This is a genomic window from Limnohabitans sp. YIMB22184 (assembly GCF_048020265.1).
In the GTDB taxonomy this organism is placed as follows: Bacteria; Pseudomonadota; Gammaproteobacteria; order Burkholderiales; family Burkholderiaceae_C; genus Limnohabitans_A.
In genome coordinates, this window is the sequence record NZ_CP171843.1 from 2,697,545 (window position 1) to 2,716,507 (window position 18,963).

The 18,963-nt window shown below is 57.8% G+C and carries 23 protein-coding genes and 1 tRNA gene; 10 read left to right on the plus strand and 14 right to left on the minus strand.

What is annotated here, in order from left to right; all coding sequences use genetic code 11:
* The first annotated feature begins 63 nt into the window (after positions 1-63).
* Positions 64-936: a M48 family metallopeptidase gene (locus ACHEXL_RS12410; protein ID WP_416559725.1), complete on the plus strand. Its 873-nt coding sequence runs from the start codon at positions 64-66 to the stop codon at positions 934-936.
* A 56-nt stretch (positions 937-992) separates the two neighbouring features.
* Here the strand turns inward: ACHEXL_RS12410 and ACHEXL_RS12415 are convergent, their stop codons facing one another.
* Positions 993-1,634 carry an MBL fold metallo-hydrolase gene (locus ACHEXL_RS12415; RefSeq protein WP_416559726.1) on the minus strand — a complete coding sequence of 214 codons (642 nt, stop codon included), beginning with the start codon at positions 1,632-1,634 and terminating at the stop codon, positions 993-995.
* 286 nt (positions 1,635-1,920) lie between these two features.
* Between ACHEXL_RS12415 and ACHEXL_RS12420 the strand changes: the two genes are divergently transcribed.
* Together ACHEXL_RS12420 and ACHEXL_RS12425 are read left to right on the plus strand one after the other, a co-directional pair.
* Positions 1,921-2,154 carry a glycine zipper 2TM domain-containing protein gene (locus ACHEXL_RS12420; protein WP_416559727.1) on the plus strand — a complete coding sequence of 78 codons (234 nt, stop codon included), beginning with the start codon at positions 1,921-1,923 and terminating at the stop codon, positions 2,152-2,154.
* Between the two features lie 9 nt (positions 2,155-2,163).
* On the plus strand, positions 2,164-2,310 hold the full coding sequence (locus tag ACHEXL_RS12425) for a lmo0937 family membrane protein (RefSeq protein ID WP_416559728.1): 147 nt from the start codon (positions 2,164-2,166) through the stop codon (positions 2,308-2,310).
* 88 nt (positions 2,311-2,398) lie between these two features.
* Here ACHEXL_RS12425 and ACHEXL_RS12430 read toward each other — a convergent pair whose 3' ends face one another.
* The 4 genes from ACHEXL_RS12430 to ACHEXL_RS12445 form a co-directional block, all read right to left on the minus strand.
* Positions 2,399-3,571, minus strand: coding sequence for an OmpA family protein (locus tag ACHEXL_RS12430; protein WP_416559729.1), 1,173 nt, complete (start codon positions 3,569-3,571; stop codon positions 2,399-2,401).
* A 90-nt stretch (positions 3,572-3,661) separates the two neighbouring features.
* Positions 3,662-3,814, minus strand: coding sequence for a hypothetical protein (locus ACHEXL_RS12435; RefSeq protein ID WP_416559730.1), 153 nt, complete (start codon positions 3,812-3,814; stop codon positions 3,662-3,664).
* Entirely contained in the window at positions 3,811-4,191 is a 381-nt protein-coding gene (locus tag ACHEXL_RS12440; RefSeq protein ID WP_416559731.1) for a hypothetical protein, read from the minus strand. The genes ACHEXL_RS12435 and ACHEXL_RS12440 overlap by 4 nt, the downstream gene beginning before the upstream one ends.
* Complete coding sequence (locus ACHEXL_RS12445) at positions 4,191-4,517, minus strand: hypothetical protein (protein ID WP_416559732.1); 327 nt, start codon at positions 4,515-4,517, stop codon at positions 4,191-4,193. Before ACHEXL_RS12445 ends, ACHEXL_RS12440 begins: the two co-directional genes overlap by 1 nt.
* 343 nt (positions 4,518-4,860) lie before the next feature.
* Between ACHEXL_RS12445 and ACHEXL_RS12450 the strand changes: the two genes are divergently transcribed.
* The 4 genes from ACHEXL_RS12450 (at position 4,861) to ACHEXL_RS12465 (ending at position 9,269) form a co-directional block, all read left to right on the plus strand.
* Positions 4,861-5,580: a Crp/Fnr family transcriptional regulator gene (locus ACHEXL_RS12450; RefSeq protein ID WP_416559733.1), complete on the plus strand. Its 720-nt coding sequence runs from the start codon at positions 4,861-4,863 to the stop codon at positions 5,578-5,580.
* A gap of 40 nt (positions 5,581-5,620) precedes the next feature.
* Complete coding sequence (locus ACHEXL_RS12455) at positions 5,621-8,206, plus strand: chemotaxis protein CheB (protein ID WP_416559734.1); 2,586 nt, start codon at positions 5,621-5,623, stop codon at positions 8,204-8,206.
* Positions 8,203-8,811, plus strand: a complete 609-nt coding sequence (locus tag ACHEXL_RS12460) for a hypothetical protein (protein ID WP_416559735.1) — start codon at positions 8,203-8,205, stop codon at positions 8,809-8,811. Before ACHEXL_RS12455 ends, ACHEXL_RS12460 begins: the two co-directional genes overlap by 4 nt.
* Before the next feature lie 143 nt (positions 8,812-8,954).
* Positions 8,955-9,269, plus strand: a complete 315-nt coding sequence (locus ACHEXL_RS12465) for a BON domain-containing protein (protein WP_416559736.1) — start codon at positions 8,955-8,957, stop codon at positions 9,267-9,269.
* A gap of 104 nt (positions 9,270-9,373) precedes the next feature.
* Here the strand turns inward: ACHEXL_RS12465 and ACHEXL_RS12470 are convergent, their stop codons facing one another.
* Entirely contained in the window at positions 9,374-10,177 is an 804-nt protein-coding gene (locus ACHEXL_RS12470; protein WP_416559737.1) for an exodeoxyribonuclease III, read from the minus strand.
* Here ACHEXL_RS12470 and pyrE point away from each other — a divergent pair.
* Complete coding sequence (pyrE, locus tag ACHEXL_RS12475) at positions 10,176-10,880, plus strand: orotate phosphoribosyltransferase (RefSeq protein WP_416559738.1); 705 nt, start codon at positions 10,176-10,178, stop codon at positions 10,878-10,880. The two genes, ACHEXL_RS12470 and pyrE, sit on opposite strands and share 2 nt — an antisense overlap.
* 156 nt (positions 10,881-11,036) lie before the next feature.
* A complete protein-coding gene (locus ACHEXL_RS12480) occupies positions 11,037-11,582 on the plus strand; it encodes a C40 family peptidase (protein WP_416561353.1) in 546 nt (181 codons plus the stop codon).
* A 54-nt stretch (positions 11,583-11,636) separates the two neighbouring features.
* Here ACHEXL_RS12480 and ACHEXL_RS12485 read toward each other — a convergent pair.
* Positions 11,637-11,712: transfer RNA gene (locus ACHEXL_RS12485), tRNA-Arg, on the minus strand.
* Positions 11,713-11,853: 141 nt separating this feature from the next.
* Here ACHEXL_RS12485 and ACHEXL_RS12490 point away from each other — a divergent pair.
* A complete protein-coding gene (locus ACHEXL_RS12490; RefSeq protein ID WP_416559739.1) occupies positions 11,854-12,378 on the plus strand; it encodes a c-type cytochrome in 525 nt (174 codons plus the stop codon).
* A gap of 44 nt (positions 12,379-12,422) precedes the next feature.
* On the opposite strand, the gene ACHEXL_RS12495 is transcribed toward ACHEXL_RS12490, so the two are convergent.
* The 7 genes from ACHEXL_RS12495 to atpA form a co-directional block, all read right to left on the minus strand.
* Entirely contained in the window at positions 12,423-12,980 is a 558-nt protein-coding gene (locus ACHEXL_RS12495) for a DUF2946 family protein (protein ID WP_416559740.1), read from the minus strand.
* Positions 12,973-13,983: a YheT family hydrolase gene (locus ACHEXL_RS12500; protein ID WP_416559741.1), complete on the minus strand. Its 1,011-nt coding sequence runs from the start codon at positions 13,981-13,983 to the stop codon at positions 12,973-12,975. Before ACHEXL_RS12500 ends, ACHEXL_RS12495 begins: the two co-directional genes overlap by 8 nt.
* Before the next feature lie 4 nt (positions 13,984-13,987).
* Positions 13,988-14,437 (minus strand): YybH family protein, encoded by a 450-nt coding sequence (locus ACHEXL_RS12505; protein ID WP_108428187.1) that lies wholly within the window; start codon positions 14,435-14,437, stop codon positions 13,988-13,990.
* Positions 14,438-14,555: 118 nt separating this feature from the next.
* Positions 14,556-14,969 carry a F0F1 ATP synthase subunit epsilon gene (locus tag ACHEXL_RS12510; protein ID WP_108428186.1) on the minus strand — a complete coding sequence of 138 codons (414 nt, stop codon included), beginning with the start codon at positions 14,967-14,969 and terminating at the stop codon, positions 14,556-14,558.
* A 70-nt stretch (positions 14,970-15,039) separates the two neighbouring features.
* On the minus strand, positions 15,040-16,443 hold the full coding sequence (gene atpD / locus ACHEXL_RS12515) for a F0F1 ATP synthase subunit beta (RefSeq protein WP_108428185.1): 1,404 nt from the start codon (positions 16,441-16,443) through the stop codon (positions 15,040-15,042).
* A 38-nt stretch (positions 16,444-16,481) separates the two neighbouring features.
* Entirely contained in the window at positions 16,482-17,369 is an 888-nt protein-coding gene (atpG, locus tag ACHEXL_RS12520) for a F0F1 ATP synthase subunit gamma (RefSeq protein WP_416559742.1), read from the minus strand.
* Positions 17,370-17,396: 27 nt separating this feature from the next.
* On the minus strand, positions 17,397-18,950 hold the full coding sequence (gene atpA / locus ACHEXL_RS12525) for a F0F1 ATP synthase subunit alpha (protein ID WP_416559743.1): 1,554 nt from the start codon (positions 18,948-18,950) through the stop codon (positions 17,397-17,399).
* Between the last annotated feature and the right edge of the window lie 13 nt (positions 18,951-18,963).

Below are 18,963 nucleotides of genomic sequence, written 5' to 3' on the forward strand. Positions count from 1 at the left end.
TCGGGCGCCCCGACGGAGCCCTGCGCAGCTTGAAGTTGGCCAAGTCGCTATCATTTACACACCATGTGTTTGCTCTGTGACCTCAAAACCCCTGCTGTCGATGCCGCGCCCAGCGCATCGACCTCCGCCGCGCCACGCTGGCAAGCCCGGCGCGCCTTCTTGTTGGCGGCAGGCGCCTCGGCCGCCGGATCGGCCATGGCGCAAGTGGACGTGGGTTCGTCCTCGGGTTTGCGCAAACTGGTGCCAGCCGAAACGCTGGAAACCTCAGCCCGGCAGCAATACGCACAGGTCCTGGCCGATGCCCGTGCCAAAGGCGCCCTGGCCCCCGAGGGCCATCCACAGCTGCAACGCCTGCTCACCATCGCGCAAAAACTCATCCCACACACGGCGTCATGGAATCCGCGTTCGCGTGACTGGAAATGGCAAGTGAACCTGATTGGCAGTAAGCAAATCAACGCCTGGTGCATGCCCGGCGGCAAGATTGCTTTCTACACCGGCATCCTGGACCAGCTGAAACTCAACGACGACGAAGTGGCCATGATCATGGGGCATGAAATGGCACACGCCTTGCGCGAACACGCCCGCGAACGTCTGGCCAAAAGCCAGGCCACCAGCATCGGCCTGTCCATTGCTTCTCAACTGTTGGGGTTGGGCTCTTTGGGCGATGTGGCGGCCAACCTGGGCACGCAATTGCTCACCCTGAAGTACAGCCGCGACGACGAAACCGAATCCGACCTGGTGGGCCTGGAGATCGCCGCACGCGGCGGCTACCGCCCCGAAGCCAGCGTGAGCCTGTGGCAAAAAATGCAAGCCGCCAACAGCAATGGCAGCCCTTCATTCCTGTCGACGCACCCCAGCGGTACCAACCGGATACAGGAGCTCGAAGCCAACCTGCCCAAAGTCCAACACCTCTACGAGCAAGCGCGCAGGGGCTGAAACAGCCCAAGGGCCCAAGACCCGGTCATGCCTGAATTGACCGGGCATCCATCCCCTCACCGGTCGTGCACGTAAGGGTTCGTTTGGCGCTCGCGTCCAAATGTGCTTTCCGGACCGTGCCCAGGAATGAACACCGTGTCATTGCCCATGGGCCATAAACGCTCGGTGATGCTGGCGATCAAATCGTCATGGTTGCCTTGCGGAAAATCGGTGCGGCCAATGCTGCCGGCAAACAGCACATCGCCCACAAATGCGCGTTTGATTTCGGGCGAATAAAACACCACATGGCCAGGCGTGTGACCTGGGCAATGGCGCACCTGCAAAGTGTGCGCGCCCAATGTGACGGTGTCACCGTCGGCCAACCAGCGCGTAGGCTTGAATACACGGGCTGGCGGAAAGCCATAAGCCGCTGCTGCCGCGGGCAGGCCATCAATCCAAAACTGGTCCGCCGGGTGCGGGCCGATGATCGGCAAGCCCCCCAGTCGCTCGGCCAGATCGGCCGTACCTGAAGCATGGTCCACATGACCGTGGGTGATCCAAATCTGCTCCAGCTTCAAACCCAAGCGCTCGATGGCTCCCAGCAACAAATCCAGATCACCACCGGGGTCCACAACCGCCGCCTGCAGGGTCTGATCGTCCCAGATCAAAGAGCAGTTTTGCTGGAAGGGTGTGACAGGGATGGTTTGGTATTTCAACATTCAGAAATTATAGGGAGCGTGATAACAATGCTCAGCACTGGCGGCCATGCGGCTTGACCTAAGACACTGCACGGGTATCGCGAGATGACTTCTTACAAACTCACCTCCCACGCCGGACTCACAAAACAGCCCTTGTCGAACAACAACCAACAGACCCAGCCGCCTTTGTGGCGTGACAGACAGACCTGTGCACCTGCTTCTTCTATCTTGAATGCTCTGGTTGTGCTTGCGTCATGGTGACGTGAGGATCGGCCAGTCATCTGTCCATGAGACAAGGAGTTCAGCCATGCACACCCCTCCCCCCTTGATCCGCGTCACAGGCGCCGCCTTGCTGGCTGCCGCATCCCTGATTTTGTCCGCCTGCTCGGGCATGACGCAGCAGGAAAAGAACACCGCCATTGGGGCTGGTGTTGGGGCCATCGGTGGCTCCATCCTGACCGGCGGCAGCACAACCGGCACCTTGGGTGGCGCTGCGGTAGGTGGCGTGATCGGTCACGAAGTCAACAAACCCGCCAAGTGAGACACCACCATGCTTGAAACAATTGCCATCATTTTGGTCCTGCTGTGGCTGGTGGGTCTGGTGTCGTCTTACACCATGGGGGGATTGATCCATATTCTGCTGGTCATCGCGATCGTGGTGATCCTGGTGCGTGTGATTCAAGGACGTCGTCTTTGAAAACTCCACAGCGGCTCACAAGCCGCTGAATAGCCACGAAAAAGCCTGCACCCTTGATGGGGTGCAGGCTTTTGACTTTGGCATGGCTTCAGCGTTGCTGCTGCGAACCGGTCACTTCCACCTCCACACGACGGTCCACACGCAGGCAAGTGATCAAGGCCTGACTCGCTGCCATGCCTTTGCACTCGCCAAATTGAGTTTCGGGTTGTGAAGAGCCCACACCGATGGCTGTGATTTTGTCCGCAGAAACGCCACCCGCTTGCACGAGGTAGTTGCGAACCGCCTCGGCACGGCGCAGCGACAGCTTGTCGTTGTAGGCCTTCGATCCCAAGCGGTCCGTGTGGCCTGTGACCTGGATCGTCTCGACGTTCACGCTTTTCAGATCCAACAGCAGCTTGTCCAATGCCTGCTTGCCATCGGCTTGCAAGGTGTCCTGGTCAAAGCCAAACAAGGAGTCGGCTTCCAGCTTCATCTTGACCCATGGTTTGGGGGCAGGTTCAGGTGGCAAGACAGGCGCTTGCGCGACGACTGGGGGCTCCTTATAAACCGGCTCAGCCACGGGCGCCACATAGGGGGTGTAAGCGGTCTTGGTCGCCGGCACTGCACCGCCGAAACGGTATACCAGCCCCAAAGAAACCAAATCGACATTGGCACGCTGCCCCACGGAATCATTGACACGGTAGCGCTCGCCTTCTAGCCGCAGGGTCAATGCCGGAGTGAACGCATACTGGGTGCCGATGCCATATTTGTAATTCGTCTCGCGTTTTCTGGTGGCGGGCTCGGTCACCGACACAGCGCCAGTGCCACTGAATGTGCCTTTGGTTTGTGCATAGGCAGCCCCCACACGGCCCAGCAAGGACCAGCGGTCCGTGATCGGCAATGTGCCCACCAAATCCAGATTAAAACCCTTGATGCGTGCAGAACCCGACAAGGTGCCGGCAGGCGTGGTGCTGGCATCAAAGCCAAAGCGACCCAAATCAAAATAACCCGTTTCGACAGCCCAGTTGGGGCTCATGGGAAAGCCCACGAAGGCCTTGTAGCCCGTGCCCTTTTGATCAACCGCCAAGGCATCGGTGGTGAAACCGGCACCGAGCAAGCCTTGGGTGATGCGTGCGTTGTCAATGTGCGCCTTGGATTCACCCGAACTGATGCCCATGTAAAGGCCCGTGTTGCCGGCAAGCTCTTGCGCATGCAACACGGGGCTGGCCACAACGGCCAAGGCCAGCAGCGCTGTACGGGGTTTGATGTCAAATCGTTTCATGTCAAATGCTCCAAAAAATGGCGAAATGCCTGTGTCAAAAAGTGAGTCGAGATTCGATAGAAGTTCAAGCTGCTCATACCCAAACCTGGGTCAAGGCGGGCCTGACGGAGGCGGGGCTTTCCCCTTGGCCTTTTCGTTGAGCAAGCGCCGCATCAAAAGCAGCCAGGCTGGTTCGCGCAAAGCGTCGGCCAACATGGCCCGCGATGCCGCCAGACGCTGGACAGGCGTCCATTTGCCACTCATGCCGCGTGTCCTTGTTGTATGGCCTGAATATCCAGCTGGATTTGCGTCTGAATTTCGCTCAGGACGGGCTGCAAGCGCAGGCTACGAGCCCGCCACCAACAAAACACGCTGATGGCCAAGGAGCCGACAGGCAATGCCAGCAAGACCCAGGGGTGAGCCGCATCCTGCAAAGGCAAAGCACTCCACAGCATCAAGGCCACGCCGCCAAATATCAACGCCAGCAACAGCGCCAATGCACTGAAGCTGTACATCACCCATCGATTTTTGAGTGCACAAAGATACTGGGCACTCAATTCACTGGCCAAATCTGCGTACGCTTTCACGTGCGACTTGAGCAGCTCGGGGGGCAGCAACAGCAGTTTCAGCAGCGTGGACATCACTGTTGGCGTGAGCGCATCAGCCATGAAACCGCCAAGGCAGCCACAGCACCCGTACCTGCCGCGATCAGAACCGAATTGAAGGGCGATTGCTGAATCCAGTGCGCCGCAGTGACGCGCGCGTGATGGGCTTCTTTTTCAAGTTTGTGCATGGCGTCCGCATACGCGTCTTTGCCGGACTCACCGAGGTTGTGCAGTTCGTCTCGGACCCGGTTGCCCATGCGGTCCATGGCGGGCTGGGCGTCATGCAAAGCCTCATTCACGTTGCTGGAAATGTTCGCGCCGAAAGACGCGATTTTTTCCTGTGATGTTTTTTGATCTGACATAAAAGCCTTTTGAAAGAATGGAACCAATGGAGTAATCCACTTTAGGAGCTCAAGTCCGCAGTCGTCTGTGGCTTGGCACACCGATGTCCCGAAACACGCCAAAAACGTCCCGCCAAGAGACACGACAAGTTCATTTCAGAAAAATAACCACAGCGTTTAGAAGCATTCCCTGTGCTGGATCAAATCAAGTCACTCTTTTTGCGGGATCATGGCTGGGCCGGTGCCGTCATTTATTTTTAGTTTTTAGTCTCCATCGGTGCTTTGAAATGGACTCCATGCAATACCTCGACCTCAGGCCATCCCAGCTCATCTGGTCGTGCACACGCGTGTCGGCCTTGCAACGATGACGCCATCATCTGGCCCGCCGCAAAATCAATTGCTGGCCTGTTTGCCCTACGCCGAGCTGGAGCGATTAACGCCTCTGCTGGACCGTGTGGCGCTGCCCGCAGACAAATGCCTGCACGAGTCAGGCTCCCTCTTTCAACACGTTTATTTCCCGATCAGCGGCCTGGTGGCCTTGCACAGTCAAATCGAGAACGGCGACTCGTCTGTACTCTCGCTTGTGGGGCGCGAGGGCTTTGTGGGTGTATCGAGCTTCATGGGTGGCTTGTCCACCACCAGCAACGCCACTGTTTTTTCAGACGGTATTTTTTTGCGCATGCACAGTGGCGATTTGCTTCGCGCCTTCGAACAATCGGTTCCACTTTTGCACCTGTTGCTGCGCTACACCCAAGCCCTGATCACACAAATGGCACAAACTTCGGTGTGCAACCGCCACCATTCCGTTGACAACGCCTTCAGCCGATTTTTGCTACTGGGACTGGACCGGTCGGTGGGCCATGAATTGCTGCTTACCCATGAAAAAGTAGCCAATTTGCTGGGCGTTCGCCGTGAAGGCGTCAGCGAAGCGGCCATGCGCTTGCAACGTCAAGGCTTGATCCGCTATTCACGAGGTCGCATCCAGGTTTTGGACCGTGCCGGTTTAGAGGCTTTGACTTGCGAGTGCTACAAGGTCATCAAAACCGAATACGATCGCCTGCTGCCTATGCAGTTGGCCGTTTGAATGACTGGCTCACGAAAACACTTTCCGATGATTGACGCCCTTGTCTGATTCACACGCCGCTTTGCCCAAGCATGAAGTTCCCCGCATTGTGGGCATCGGCACGTCTGCAGGCGGCTTGGAAGCGCTGAAGAAATTCTTTGCACACCTGCCAAGCAACACGGACAGGGCCTACGTGGTGGTTCAACACACAGGACCCGAACACAAAACCTTGTTGGGCAGCTTGTTACAACGGGTCACCGCATTGCCCGTTCAAGATGCGCACAACGGCATGGTGGTGGCGGCCAACACCATTTACGTCATGCCCACCAGCGGCGCACTCACCGTGGTGCGTGGATGCTTGCACTTTGTGGCAGCCCCCAAGACGGCCAATGCGCCTCTGGCGATCGATGCTTTTTTGACCTCTTTGGCCCAAGACCAAGGCTGCCAGGCGGTGGGCGTGATTTTGTCGGGCATGGGGCGCGACGGGGTCCAAGGTCTGCAAGCCATTCACCAAGCGCAGGGGCTGTGCCTCGTGCAAGCGCCCCATACAGCGGCTTTTCCATCCATGCCGCAAAGCGCCATCGATGCAGGGTGTGTCGATGCGGTGGCCGCGCCAGAGGATCTGCCCGAGCAAATCATTCAGTGGTCGTTGTCAAACGATGCACTCGGTGCAACAAGCTCCGCGTCACCCGTTACCGAGATTGCGGCTGAAGAGATCTCCTCCGACGATGCCCTGAAGTCCATTGTGGATCTGCTGCAGCAACACCTGCACCATGATTTTTCACTGTACAAACCCAGCACTTTGCTCCGACGTGTCGAGAGGCGTATGCACGTTCATCAGCTGCCATCGATGGCAGCCTATGTGCATTACCTGCAAACCAATCCGCCCGAGCGAGCCTTGCTGTTCTCTGAAATGCTGATCGGCGTGACTTCGTTTTTCAGGGATACGCAGGTTTGGCTCGATCTGTCGGCACATGTTTTACCGGCTTTGATCGGCTCACACGACAGCAGCCCCATCAGGGCATGGGTTCTGGGATGCTCCACGGGCGAAGAGGCTTACAGTCTGGCCATGCTACTGCGCGAAGCGCAAGATGCGTCTGGCCAACCGCACCGGACGGTGCAAATTTACGCCACCGACCTCAATGCCTCTGCCATCGCATTCGCTCGAAAGGGCTGGTACAGCCAACAGGCAGTAGCGGGTCTGTCTCAGGAACGGCTCAACCGTTTTTTCACGCCCTGCCAAGAGGGTCATCTGGTGCATCCCAACATTCGGGCCATGGTCATGTTTGCCAAACACGATGTGATCACAGACCCGCCCTTCACACAACTGGACTTGCTGCTGTGTCGCAATGTCCTGATTTACTTCAATGCTGCGCTGCAGCGACGCCTCATACCCTTGTTTCACTTTTGCCTGCGAGCAGGCGGCAGTTTGGTGCTCGGGAGCGCAGAAACCGTGGGGCGTTCGCAAAATCTTTTCAAGGCCTTGGTGCCCCCATCCCGCATTTATGCCCGAAGCGAGCAAGGGCCGAAACCCGGCTTGGTGGCGTTTCCCATCCATCGGCGGCCCCCCGCACCGTTACCATCCAAGGAGTTGCCCGTGTCAACCTTGCCCCCTACGTCCAGCGACAATCTGCAAGCCTTGGCCGATCAGGTCTTGCTGCAGACCTTTTCACCGGCTGCGGTTCTCGTCAACCCATCGGGCGATATTTTGTACATCAGTGGCAGAACTGGACACTATCTGGAGCCCGCTGCCGGCAAAGCGAACTGGAACATCCACGTCATGGCCAGACCCGGCCTGCGTGCCCAGATCGCGACAGCTTTGCGTCAAGCCTTGCAAGAAGGTCGGCCCGTTGTGCTGCATGGCTTGCCCTTAGAGGGGCATCGCCATCGGCAATTGCAGGTCACTGTTCATCCCTTGCACGAACCCAAATCGCTGGCCGGCTCAGCCATGGTGGTTTTCAAGGAATTGGAAGTTCCTCATGCCGCTGGTGGTCAAACAGCGCCCTCGACGTCTGCAGTGAACGCCGAGCTGCTAACCGCACAAGAAGAGCTACAAGCCTTGCGCCGTGAAATGCACGCCTCCAGAGACCAGCTGTCCGCCATCAATGAATCCTTGAAGCTCACCAACGAAGAGCTGCAATCGGCCAACGAAGAACTCAGCACGTCCAAGGAAGAGGCGCAGTCGATGAACGAAGAGCTGCAAACCATCAACAGCGAACTGCAAACACGCCTAGACGATCTGGCGCTGGCGCAAAGCGACATGCAAAACCTGCTCAACAGCACCGACATTGCCACACTGTTCTTGGACAACGATCTGAACGTGCGCCGTTTCACGGAAAAAGCCGTAGGTATCTTTCATCTGCGCGAAGCCGATGTGGGTCGCCCATTGAGCGATCTGGCCAACACGCTGGCCTACCCGCTTTTACAAGACGACGTCAAGGAAACCTTGCGCACCTTGACGCCCTGCACCAAGTCTGTGGCCGCCACCGATGGCCGCTGGTTTTCAGTGCGCATCATGCCGTACCGGACCTTGGCCAACACGGTCAATGGCGCCGTATTGACCTTTGTCGACATCAGCACGGCCAAAGCGCTCGAATTCCAGTTGCGTGAGACCCATGTCCCCCCTCAGACACCAAAGACCTCATGATGAACGCCCCACCGAACAGCAGCAAGATTTCCTTGGCAAGTTTGCGCGAACGCGCACAGAAGCGACTGCATGCCAACGACACCCAAGCCCGCGTTGACAAGGATGCCAGCGACGCCTTGCGGGTGTTGTTTGATCTGGCCTCATCACCGGCCACCGCCCACGATGCCCTGGCCCTGCTGCACGAGCTGCAAGTGCACCAGGTCGAACTGGATTTGCAAAACGAAGAGCTGCAATCATCTCGCGCCGAGCTGGAAGCCTCTTGGGTACGGCAAACCCAATTGATGGACGCCTCACCGAGTGCGCAGTTGATTTTGGACAGTTCAGGTTGCCTGACGGCCTGCAACGTCCACGCTTTGCGATGCCTCGCTCAAAGTTGGCCTCAGCTGCTGGGCAAACCACTGGACAGCTGGATTGATCCCTTGGAACGACCCCGCGTGCAAGCATGGCGAAAAGATGCGCAACGGAGTGCAAAGCCGATCTCTCTGGGCTTTTCACTTCAACTGAAAGACGCGACGACGCGCACGGTTTGGGCAGCAGCATGCGCCAATCCTTTAGGACAAGGCGTATTGATGTCATGGGTCGATGCACCGGCTTCATCGGCTTGAAATGTGGCACAGCACACCGACACAGCGATGGCGGGTACCTAGTATTGAGTTGACTTGAGGCCGATACCCAAAGGGTGGGGCACCAAGCCTGTGGTCAAGCCGTGGCTTGGCTGATTCAACTTCATGCACGATAGGACTTCATCATGATCCGCAAAACATCACTGGCCGCCATGGCCGCTTCCCTGGTTCTTTTGGCTGCGTCCGGTTGCGCCGTGACACGAGGTCAAGAGTCGGTAGGCGCTTATATCGATGATGCGGGCATCACAACCATGGTGAAGTCACGCTTCTTTGAAGACAAGGATGTCGCAGGCACATCGATCAGCGTGGAAACTCTCAACGGCACCGTTATGCTGTCAGGCTTTGCGAAAAACAGCCTGGAGCGCAACAAGGCCGAAACCATCGCCCGCGGCGTCAAGGGTGTGAAATCGGTCAGAAACGAGATCGCTATCCGTCCTTGAGACATCGGCGGTCTACCGGCCACCCGACCAAACAGGAGACCATCACCGTCCTGGGCGTGGACAGTTTGTTGATCCGTTCGCTGCTCGACAAAAGCCGGTGAAGATCACAAACTGAAGTCGTACTCCACCGTGATTGGTGCATGGTCCGAAAACTTCTCGATTTTGTAAATGTGTTCTCTGCGCGCCGTCTCTGCCAGTGCGGGTGTGGCCAGGTGGTAATCCAGACGCCAGCCCACGTTTTTTGTATAGGCCTGACCGCGGTTGCTCCACCAGGTGTAGCAAGCATCGGTGGTGTGCGGTTGCAAACGACGGTACACATCAACGATGCCCCCTTCGGTAGTCAACTGGGTCATCCAGGCACGCTCTTCGGGCAGAAAGCCACTGTTCTTGAGGTTGCCCTTCCAGTTTTTCAGATCGGCCTGCTGGTGCGCGATGTTGATGTCGCTGCACACCACAAACTCGCGCGCGCCTTTGAGGCCCACCAGGTGCGGGTACATCTTGTCGAGGAATCTGAATTTGGCCTCTTGCCGTTCGGGGCCTGACGAACCGCTGGGAAAGTAGCTGCTGATGATGGACAACTTACGGCTGGGCGTATCAAAGCGCAGCTCGACGTAGCGGCCTTCGTTGTCAAACTCGCCGCCGTCAAAACCAGTGATCACATCGCTGGGCTCATGCCGTGTGTACACCGCCACGCCGGAGTAGCCTTTTTTCTGGGCGAAATGAAAGTGACCTTTCAGACCGGCCAGTTCTTCAAACTTGCCAGCCACATCGGGCGCCTGGGCTTTGACTTCCTGCACACAAATACAATCGGGCTTCTCTTGCGTCAGCCAAGCTTCGACTCCTTTGGTCGTGGCAGAACGGATGCCGTTGAGGTTAAGGCTGGTGAGTTTGAACAAGGATTTCCCCATGGTGACAGAACAGGCAAGCAGCGCCGGAATGCAGGCGCTCGCTCAGGAATTTGTGCAGTTTGCAGTCGACTCGGGCGTGCTGCGCTTTGGCGAATTCAAGACCAAAGCCGGGCGCATGAGCCCTTACTTCTTCAACGCCGGCCTGTTTGACGATGGCGCCAAGCTCGGTCGATTGGCGCAATTTTATGCAAAAGCCCTGCTGGCCAGCGGCATCGAATTTGACATGATCTTTGGCCCCGCCTACAAGGGCATTCCGCTGGGTGCGGCGGTGGCCATTGAGCTCGCTCGCCTAGGCAAGAACGTGCCCTTTGCCTACAACCGCAAGGAGGCCAAGGACCACGGCGAAGGCGGCTCACTGGTGGGCGCACCACTCAAAGGCCGCGTGTTGATCGTGGACGACGTGATGAGCGCAGGCACAGCCGCCCGCGAATCCATCGCACTCATCAAAGCCGCCGGGGCCACACCCCACGCGATTGCCATTGCGCTGGATCGCCAGGAGATGGCCACCGAGAAACAAGCCGATGGCTCCGTCCAGGATGTGCCCCACAGCGCCGTGCAGTATGTGCGGGGCACTCTTGGCATGGGCGTTTGCTGCATTGCACAGCTGTCTGATCTGCTGGACTATCTGTCGGCACAAAGCGGCAACGAACTGGGACTGCACCTGCCCAAAGTGCAGGCTTACCGTGACCGCTACGGGGTTTGACATTCCACGTCAAAAGGGGCCATGCGCAGTGACCGCTCCGCTAAAGCCCCTTTTGACCCGACGGAATCAGGCCCCACTGAATCTTGGCTGGATGTCACTGATCAGGTTATTATCCAAAGCTACAGATTTAGTCTTCATAAAGTGAAATTTAAACCCCTGGCCATCGCAGCTTGCTGGCTGTTGGCGTCTTCCTTGCTCTTTGCAGCGCCTGACGATGAACCCCCGTCAGGGCTCAAGCGCGCGCCTGAAAGGATCAACTTGATTCAGCTGGGTGACCAGGTCAAAACCAGCGTGGGCGAAAAGACCAATCAGATGTTGGGTCAGGCGATGACCTTGCTGGGTGTTCCCTACAAACGGGGAGGCAGCTCGGCCGACACGGGCTTTGACTGCAGCGGCTTCGTGCGTCACATCTACGAAACATCGATCGGACGTTTGCTGCCTCGACGTGCCGAAGAACAGGCCGTGGCCACCGAAAAAATCGACCGAAGTGAACTCAATCCAGGTGATCTGGTGTTTTTCAACACCATGCGCCGCACCTTCAGCCATGTTGGCATCTACATCGGCGATGGCAAATTCATCCACGCACCCAGCGCGGGCAAAGCGGTGCGCGTGGACGACTTGAGAGCGGCTTACTGGACCAAGCGCTTCACTGGCGCACGGCGTGTCCAGGAGCCCGCGACAACCGACAACGTCAGCCGCTGATCTGCACCCACGCACACACAAAAACGCCACCGCAAAGGGTGGCGAATTTGAGTTTGGTGCGGCTGGCGGGGATCGAACCCACGACCCTTGGCTTCGGAGGCCAATACTCTATCCACTGAGCTACAGCCGCACACTCACTAGCGCGTTGATTATCTCACGGCTTGTGTTTCTTCCTCTCATTTGCAAGCTCGACGAAGGGTGGCCCGCTATAATGTCGGGTTGATTCCGGTCAATCCCAAGGCCCTTCGGCCAAGCCCTACAAGAGGATTTCATGAGCGACAACAGCCACGATCAGCACGAAGCACACACCGGCCCGGTGAAAACGCCCAAGCAAATGCTTTTGCTGAGCCTTGCTTCTTTCATCATTCCGGTGTTCATCATCATCGGTTTGGTGTTCTACGTTACATCGGCCAACAAGCCCGCTGCCGGCGCCGTTGACACCGAAAAAGCCACTGCTCAGCGCATCCAGAAAATCGGCATGGTCGAGATTCGTGACGCCAACCGTCTACTGAAAGCAGGTGAAGAAGTTTACAAAGCGCAATGCGCAGCCTGCCACGCCGTGGGGGCAGCCGGTGCACCCAAGTTTGCAGACGCCGCCGCCTGGGGCACTCGCATCAAACAAGGCCTCGATACCTTGGTGACTTCTGCGCTCAAAGGCAAAGGGGCCATGGGTGCACAAGGTGGTGGCGATTTCAATGACATCGAAATTGCACGCGCCGTGGTGTATTTGGCCAACAATGCCGGTGGCAAGTTTGAAGAGCCCAAAGCGCCTGCAGCTGAAGCTGAAAAGAAGTGATTTCTTGAAGCCTCAAAACGAACCGACCTGAAGGGTCGGTTTTTTTATGCCTGGTTTGATGGGATGTTGTTTTGACCGCTTTGCGGACTGACCACAAAGCCAAAGCGTGCGGGCAAGGTACTGGCTTGGCATTCTTCAGGCTCCCAAAGGCCTTGCTCGATGGCCTCGGCCACCAAGCCGACGTCCCAGGTGTGCACCAGCCCCAAGCCCAATGGCGTGTGCAAATAGACGCGCCCAAGTTCATCGACCAGACAGGCCAGCGCCTGCGTTGTTTGACCGGTGTGGGCTGTCGGCTCGAAGCGCTCGTTCAGGCGCCACACATACGGCGTGGTTTCCAGCTCGACATAGACCCTTTGTGGCCCATTTTGAAAATACCAACGTCCTTGGGGGTCGACTTCGTAATTGCGGCGAATGAATTCGATGAGTTTTTCATGGCGCAGCACCGAACCCTTGGCGCCTTTCACCCCGCTCTGGAACCCACCCAACTGTTGGACACGGTCATCCCGCATGAGCCATTGGCCCCGACTGTCCAGCCCCAACCAGCCATAACAGTCGGGCACATTCGGCCATTTGGCCATGGCTTGGCGAACGATGTCATCCATGTGATCGCTCCTGTTTGAGGGCTTGCCCCGAGGCGGTCATCAACCAAGGGCCAACCGCATCCGGCAAACCGCGCACATGGGTAGGCCAGGGCCCTTGGGCAAAACCCACGTGGCCACCCTGTTCGGGTTGCCAGAGCGTGACCGCATCTGACACATCCAAGCGCTGCGGCAAGCTGCTTGCAGGCACAAAAGGGTCATTGCGCGCGTTCAATGCCAATGCCGGAATGCGGATGTCTTTCATCAATGGTTTGGCCGAAGCCCTCGACCAGTAATCGTCGGTATTCTTGAAGCCATGTAAGGGCGCGGTGAACACATTGTCGAATTCGTACAAATCGCGGGCAGCCATGAGTTGCTGTCGGTCGAACAAACCCGGATGTTGTGCCAGCTTGGCCAATGCCTTGGGCTTCATGCTGCGCAAAAACATGCGGGTGTAAATCTGTCGGTTCAAACCTTGGCCAATGGCTTGCCCGCTTTGCATCAAATCAAGAGGCGAGCAAATCGACGCAATCGCGTCTGCGCTTTGCGAGGCTGATGCCCCGTGTTCGGCAGCCCAGCGCATCAAGGCATTGCCTCCCAGCGACACGCCAGCCGCGACCATGGTTTGCCCGCCCTGCGTCCGGTGTTGCTGTCGCAATCGCCGCAGTACCCAATCGATCTCCTGATGATCGCCTGAATGGTAAGCACGCGGTCCGTGGTTGAGTTCACCACTGCAGCCCCTGAAATGCGGCAAGGCAAAGTTAAGATCGTGTGACGCCGCCCAATCGGCAAAGGCCTGCGCGTAGTGGCTGTCGGATGAGCCTTCCAGTCCGTGAAACAGCACCACCATCGGCCTGTCCAGACGGCTTGCTGGCTGCCGATCGACGTCGATGAAATCGCCGTCCGGCGTCACCCAACGTTCGCGCACTTTGGGTAAAGGAGGCCCCCAGCGCCTTCGCGAATACAAAGCAGGCCAAATGGTTTGCACATGCCCGCCCGGCAACCACGCTGGCGCTCTGTACTGCATGGGTTCAGTGCAAAACCGTGGGTTTGACGCCCACATCCGCAGGGTCATGGGCCGTGCCGGGGCTAGCGTGGTGTGCCACCATGCGCCAGCCTTGCGGTGTTTTGTGATAAACGTTGGTGGCCAGGACAAACGCCTGTTTTGCGCCTTGCGGGGTGATCACCTCCACCCGCTCCACCAGGTGGTGAACGGCACTCGCCAACGAGACGATCTTGCGCACTCTTTCTGGATGCGCCTGCACACTGCCGTTGGCAAACATGCCCTCGAATGTGGCACGGATGGCACCCTGTCCGATCAAACGCGGGCCACCGGGGTGCACACACACGATGTCATCTTCTTCTGCCCAGCACGCCATAAGCTGCTCGATGTCGGCGTTGTGCAGCGCTTCATAAAAGCTTTGCTCGATGTCGTCGGGTGACCCACCCACGATGGCGGCGTGCAGTTTGGCTCGTTTCATGATGGGTGAAGTCTACACGCCTGTACGGTGCGGCGGGACACAAAAAAACCCGGTCACAATGTGTGCCGGGTTTTTGAAAGTGTCTGCAAGGCTGCAGACACCCCGCTAGAAGAGCGTCTTATTTCTTGCGATACTTGCGCAGCGCAGAGAGTTGAGCCGCCAAAACAGCCAACTCGGACTGGGCACGCGCCAGATCGATTTCGCTCTTGGCATTGCGCAAGGCCTCTTCCGCCAGTTGCTTGGCGGCGTTGGCCTTTTCTTCGTCGAGGTCTTTGCCGCGGATCGCGGTGTCTGACAGCACGGTCACGCAGTCGGGCTGCACTTCCAGAATGCCACCGGCCACGAAAACGAATTCCTCGCCGCCGTCAGCCTTCTCGATGCGAACCGACCCGGCCTTGATGCGGGTGATCAGCGGGGTGTGGCGCGGGTAGATGCCCAGTTCGCCAGACTCGCCGGGCAAGGCCACAAACCGGGCTTCGCCCGAGTAGATGGACTCTTCGGCACTGACCACATCAACGTGGATGGTGTTCATGTTTACTCCTTAAAAAGGTGCGTTCAAGCGGGCTACGGGAGGGCTGGATCAGCCATCCCGTGGCGCTGCTTTAAGCTGCCTTTTTGGCCTTTTCGAAAGCTTCGTCGATGGTGCCGACCATGTAGAAAGCTTGCTCTGGCAGGTGATCGCACTCGCCAGCCACAATCATCTTGAAACCACGGATGGTTTCGGCCAATGTGACGTACTTGCCGGGCGAGCCGGTGAAGACTTCCGCCACGTGGAAAGGCTGCGACAGGAAACGCTGGATCTTGCGAGCACGGGCCACGGCCAGCTTGTCTTCAGGGGCCAGATCATCCATGCCCATGATCGCAATGATGTCGCGCAGTTCGCGGTAGCGCTGCAGAGTACCTTGCACAGCGCGGGCGGTTTCGTAGTGGTCCTGACCCACAACCAATGGGTCCAGCTGGCGGCTGGTGGAGTCCAGAGGGTCCACGGCAGGGTAGATACCCAGCGAGGCGATGTCACGGGACAACACAACGGTGGAGTCCAAGTGAGCGAAGGTGGTCGCTGGCGAGGGGTCGGTCAAGTCGTCTGCTGGCACGTAAACGGCCTGGATCGATGTGATCGAACCGACTTTGGTCGAAGTGATACGTTCTTGCAAACGGCCCATTTCTTCGGCCAGCGTAGGCTGGTAACCCACGGCGGAAGGCATACGGCCCAACAAGGCTGACACTTCGGTACCGGCCAAGGTGTAGCGGTAGATGTTGTCCACGAAGAACAGCACGTCTTTGCCTTCGTCGCGGAAGGATTCGGCGATGGTCAGACCGGTCAAGGCCACGCGCAGACGGTTGCCTGGTGGCTCGTTCATCTGGCCGTAAACCATGGCCACTTTGGATTCGGACAGGTTCTCGAGGTTCACCACGCCGGAGTCGGCCATCTCGTGGTAGAAGTCGTTGCCCTCACGGGTACGCTCACCCACACCTGCGAACACGGACAGACCCGAGTGCGCTTTGGCGATGTTGTTGATGAGTTCCATCATGTTCACGGTCTTGCCCACACCGGCACCACCGAACAAACCGACCTTACCGCCTTTGGCAAACGGGCACACCAAGTCAATCACTTTGATGCCGGTTTCCAGCAGCTCTTGTGAAGGGCTCAGTTCGTCGTAAGCGGGAGCTTTACGGTGAATGGAGGAAGTGAGTTCCTGGCTGACAGGACCACGCTCGTCGATGGGCGCACCCAGCACGTCCATGATGCGGCCCAGTGTGGCCTTGCCCACAGGCACGGTGATCGGGTTACCGGTGTTGGACACCATCAGACCGCGACGCAAGCCGTCAGAGGAACCGAGCGCAATGGTGCGCACGATGCCGTCGCCGAGCTGCTGCTGCACTTCCAGGGTCAGCGCGGAGCCTTCCATCTTGAGTGCGTCATAAACCTTGGGCATCTGGTTGCGTGGAAACTCCACGTCGACCACAGCGCCAATACACTGAACAATTTTTCCTTGGGCTTGCATTTTTCGCTCCAAATAATTTGAATTTGCAGAACTGGGAATCAACCGCTGATCGCGGCTGCGCCAGAGACGATTTCCGACAGTTCTTTGGTGATGGCGGCTTGACGGGTCTTGTTGTAGACAAGTTTGAGTTCGCCAATCACATTGCCTGCGTTGTCTGTGGCGGCCTTCATGGCCACCATGCGCGCCGCATGCTCAGAAGCCATGTTTTCGGCCACGGCTTGATAAGCCAGTGCTTCTGCGTAACGGACCAACAATTCGTCAATGACCGACTGCGCATCGGGCTCGTAGATGTAGTCCCACCCGTGGGCCACAGCACCTGCCGCCTTAGTGTCTGCTTCCATCTTGGAAGAAGACAGTGGCAGCAACTGGTCGATGGTGGGCACTTGCGCCATGGTGCTGACAAATTTGTTGTAGCACAGGTACACAGCGCTCACCTCACCTGCGGCATAAGCGTCGAGAAGCACCTTGACGGGGCCAATCAGCTTGTCCAGGTGCGGTTTGTCGCCCAGATGGGTCACATGCGCCACCACTTTGGCATTGACGCGGTTCAGGAAACCCAAACCTTTGCCACCAATGGCCACCGCCAAAGGCGTCTTGCCTTGGGCTTGTGTTTCACGCAATTGAACGGTCACAGCGCGCAACAGGTTGGTGTTCAAGCCACCGCACAAACCTTTGTCCGTGGTCACCACAATGAAGCCCACCGACTTGCCGTCGTTTTGCTGCATGAAGGCGTGCACATACTCAGGGTTGGCCTGCCCGAGATGAGTCGCAATCGTGCGAATCTTCTCGCTGTAAGGACGGGCCGTGCGCATACGCTCCTGCGCCTTGCGCATTTTGGAGACGGAAATCATCTCCATGGCCTTGGTGATCTTCTTGGTGTTTTCCACCGATTTGATCTTGGTGCGTAGTTCCTTGCCCGATGCCATCAGCGGCTCCTTTTGATCAGGTGGAAATTAAGCAAAGCTTTTCTTGAAAGCAGCCACGGCGATGTTCAATTCGGCTTCTGCCTCTTTGTCCAGTGCTTTGGAGCTTTCGATCTTGGCCAGCAATGCAGCGCACGAATCTTTCAGGTAAGCGTGCAAACCGTGCTCGAAAGCCAGGACTTTCTTGACATCGATGTCGTCCATGTAACCTTTGTTCACCGCAAACAAGCTGGCGCCCATCAGGCTGATGGACAAGGGGCTGTACTGGGCTTGCTTGAGCAATTCGGTCACGCGGGCACCACGGTCGAGCTGCTTGCGTGTGGACTCGTCCAGATCGGAAGCGAACTGCGCGAAAGCAGCCAATTCACGGTACTGGGCCAAGTCGGTACGGATACCGCCGGACTGGCCTTTGATGATCTTGGTCTGAGCCGAGCTACCCACGCGGGACACCGAGATACCGGCGTTGATCGCAGGGCGGATACCGGCGTTGAACAGGCTGGTTTCCAAGAAGATCTGACCGTCGGTGATCGAAATCACGTTGGTGGGCACGAAAGCGGACACGTCACCGGCTTGGGTTTCAATGATGGGCAGAGCCGTCAAGGAACCTGTTTTGCCTTTGACAGCGCCTTTGGTGAAAGCTTCGACATAGTCGGCGTTCACGCGGGCTGCGCGCTCGAGCAGACGGCTGTGCAAATAGAACACATCGCCAGGGTAGGCTTCGCGGCCTGGTGGGCGACGCAGCAGCAGCGACACTTGACGGTAAGCCACGGCTTGCTTGGACAGATCGTCATAAACGATCAGCGCATCTTCGCCACGGTCACGGAAGTATTCGCCCATGGTGCAGCCAGAATAGGCCGACACGTACTGCATGGCAGCAGATTCGGAGGCGGAAGCGGCCACGACAATGGTGTACTCCATTGCGCCAGCTTGTTCCAGAGCGCGCACCACGTTCTTGATCGACGAGGCTTTTTGGCCAATCGCGACGTAAACGCAGGTCATGTTCTGACCTTTTTGGTTGATGATGGCGTCGATCGCGACGGCGGTCTTGCCGGTCTGGCGGTCGCCAATGATCAGTTCGCGCTGGCCACGGCCCACGGGCACCATGGAGTCGATCGACTTCAGGCCGGTTTGCATCGGCTGGTCCACCGATTTACGTGCGATCACGCCAGGGGCGACTTTTTCGATCACGTCGGTCATCTTGGCGTTGATCGGGCCTTTGCCGTCAATCGGCTGACCCAAGGCGTTCACCACGCGGCCAATCAGCTCAGGGCCTACGGGCACTTCCAGAATGCGACCGGTGCACTTGACCGTGTCGCCTTCGGAGATGTGCTCGTATTCACCCAAGATCACAGCACCGACCGAGTCACGCTCGAGGTTCAGGGCCAGACCATAAGTAGCAGCACCGTCAGCGGTGGCAGGGAATTCGAGCATCTCGCCCTGCATCACATCGGACAGGCCATGCACACGAACGATACCGTCGGTCACGGACACCACGGTGCCCTGGTTGCGGATATCGGCGCTGGCGGACAGCCCTTCAATGCGGCTCTTGATCAGTTCAGAAATTTCTGCGGGATTGAGTTGCATGACTCTTTCCTTC